This is a genomic window from Bradyrhizobium sp. 25ACV, assembly GCF_054863005.1.
This window is the reverse complement of record NZ_JAVAYO010000080.1, coordinates 1-276: the sequence shown is the minus strand read 5'-3', so window position 1 is coordinate 276 and position 276 is coordinate 1. Positions and strand designations below refer to the sequence as shown.

The 276-nt window shown below is 67.0% G+C and carries 1 protein-coding gene; it reads right to left on the bottom strand.

Annotation, left to right across the window (positions count from 1 at the left end; genetic code table 11):
• Window positions 1–276, bottom strand: a 276-nt coding sequence (locus RAD04_RS38660) for a 4Fe-4S binding protein (protein WP_461627967.1), incomplete at both ends; no start/stop codon positions are given.

Here is a 276-nt window from a genome sequence, read left to right as displayed (position 1 = left end):
CCACGAGATCGCCTTCGGTGGGCAGACGTCCATGCACCGGGAGCAGGGGAGAACGATCGGAGGCTCGTTGACGCAATCCGCGACCGACAGGAAGTACGGTCCGGGGACGGCCTGCGGGAACGGCGTGTAGATCGCCTTACGGCTCGCCATTGCCGAATCGAACTCGTTCGGAAGGACGACCGGGCAGGCCTCGGAGCAGAGCCCGCAGCGGGTGCACTCGTCGCTAACGAGGTTCCCCTGGCGCCGGAGGGTGACCCGAAAGCTTCCGCCGTCGAC